Source organism: Providencia sp. PROV033, from assembly GCF_028484855.1.
In the GTDB taxonomy this organism is placed as follows: Bacteria; Pseudomonadota; Gammaproteobacteria; order Enterobacterales; family Enterobacteriaceae; genus Providencia; species Providencia alcalifaciens.
Window position 1 is genome coordinate 1 of sequence record NZ_JAMPSW010000194.1, and the last position, 2,033, is coordinate 2,033.

Below are 2,033 nucleotides of genomic sequence, written 5' to 3' on the forward strand. Positions count from 1 at the left end.
TTGAGATCATGATAGAAAACATAACATGTTATCGGGATTGTAAGGCAACTCATTATCTTGCTCTAAACCGTCATTAATCACGCTTTAAAGCAGATTATCTGTTTTCAGCTGATGGGGATTTTATATCAACATCAGCTTCTAAAGGGAAATAGATCCCTTTATCAAAATATCGCCATTAATTAAATCACAATACATCAATAATAGGACATGAATATGCACATGACAGCAACGGCTTCCCCATGCCTAAAATCAGGGATTATCTCTGTTTTTATTACGAATTTAGGAAAATATAACGAAGGCGAACTGGTCGGTGGGTGGCTTGAGCTTCCGGCAACCTCAAAAGAGATCGAACACTGTTTAATGCGGATTGGCATTGATGGTATTCACTATGAAGAGTATTTCTTGACCGACTATGAATCCTCAATTGATGGCCTTTCTTCTTACATTTCAGAATATAGCCTTTTAGATGAGTTGAACGAGTTAGCCTCGCGATTAGCCATGTTATCGCCTGATGAAATTGACCTTTATCAGGCAGCAATTGAAATCGGTTCTTCAACGAGTTCAATCCATGATTTAATTCATTTAGCGGATAATTTAGATTCTTTCCAGCAATTAGCGGGGGTCAATAATGAATATGACTTAGGTTATTACTGGATAGAAGAAAGTGGTTGTTATGATTTAGCCCAACTGGGTCATTTATCCCATTACTTTGACTATGAACGCTATGGACGTGATGTTTGTCTTGAACAAGGGGGGATTTTTCACAGTGGAGGATATGTTTATCATACGGGTGGGTAGATAGGATAACAGAATGGGAGTCAAACCGCTTTCATCTCTTAAGGCGGGAAATAAAGAATGCTGTGGTACTCCAATAACATCCATAAGCTAGAACGTTAATCAAACTAAACTCTATTTTAAGCCATCTTTACGGATATCCGTAAAGATGGCTATTATGGTGTTCTTTTTTTATTTAATTCAAATGATTAAATAAATACTTATCTTCCTATGATGACAAGCGAAAACCAAGAAGAACTTAAGCGCTTATTCATGGCTATTCCAATGCGTCATCGGGTAGCGTAACCATAAGCCGCATTCTTATCGGAGTTTAACGTTTTAGGTTGTCATTCGGAGGGATAAGGTTTTAATACGCGTTTGATAAATTCATAGGTTGCATTCTTCATAGACCTCATCCCACCGTCCGTTGATGTTGCATCATCTTTCTGGATCACTTTACGATTATCGATTGTGCAGCACATAATATTTTCTTACGATTAATTATCTCGTTTGCCTTCACGTACTAGATGCCAAAGCGTGGTACCTTCTGAGTTATTGTTCACATCAAAAGTAATAGCCCCTCGTTCAAAATACGCCTCTTTTAACCCTTCTTTTTCAGTGTGGTAATAACCTGCCACCAAAGCTGGTTCACCTGCAACTATTGACGTAATTTTTAAAGGGGCTCTGTCTAAACGAGAATACCAAGCTTTAGTCGCGGGAATATCGAAATGACCGTAGCCTCGGCTATGTAAACTGTCAATTGGTGGCTATTTATTATAGTGTGGATTTAAGGGCCGGTTTCAGTAAAGCCTCGTTAAGATTTGGGACAGCCCTAGATAAGGTTTAAATTTTATTTTTAATTATTTTAGCATGGTCCTTTGGTGTTTGTATTAAAATGCCACTCACATTCCTTCAGACACAGCTCAAAATGTGCCTTCGGGATGCCGTTAAATTTTGCATATAGAACTTCGCTTCGTTCCAAAAATTTTCGATACCATTTATCTGATTTTTGCGGCCTTTTTTATCTACAAACTGGGTACTGTGATTAATCCTGTAAGACTTCAAATCACTCACATCCAGTACTCTATAACTGGCAAAATTGTCTTTGTTTACAGTGCTGTCAGGGTAAATTATTGACTCAATTATCGGTAGCAATGTGCGAGACTTGGCATCGGGTATAACCTTAGTATAAACCTTGTCACTACACTTCAATAGCTGGAATACAGTCACTTTACCGACTGTGCCTCTACCTAGCGAAC

General features: G+C 38.3%; 2 protein-coding genes and 1 pseudogene. 1 reads left to right on the top strand and 2 read right to left on the bottom strand.

Features of this window, described 5'->3' with window-relative positions; all coding sequences use genetic code 11:
- Positions 1-213: 213 nt before the first annotated feature.
- Positions 214-798 (top strand): antirestriction protein ArdA, encoded by a 585-nt coding sequence (locus PSF16_RS17260; protein WP_272689793.1) that lies wholly within the window; start codon positions 214-216, stop codon positions 796-798.
- Positions 799-1,271: 473 nt separating this feature from the next.
- On the opposite strand, the gene PSF16_RS17265 is transcribed toward PSF16_RS17260, so the two are convergent.
- Both PSF16_RS17265 and PSF16_RS17270 read right to left on the bottom strand, forming a co-directional pair.
- Positions 1,272-1,412, bottom strand: a complete 141-nt coding sequence (locus tag PSF16_RS17265; protein WP_272689794.1) for a hypothetical protein — start codon at positions 1,410-1,412, stop codon at positions 1,272-1,274.
- 227 nt (positions 1,413-1,639) lie between these two features.
- Positions 1,640-2,033, bottom strand: a pseudogene (locus PSF16_RS17270) (transposase); the annotation flags it as partial.

What these genes read in the sequence shown, in the direction of transcription:
- PSF16_RS17260 (WP_272689793.1), top strand. Translation starts at nt 214, where the DNA reads ATGCACATGACAGCAACGGCTTCCCCATGCCTAAAATCAGGGATTATC.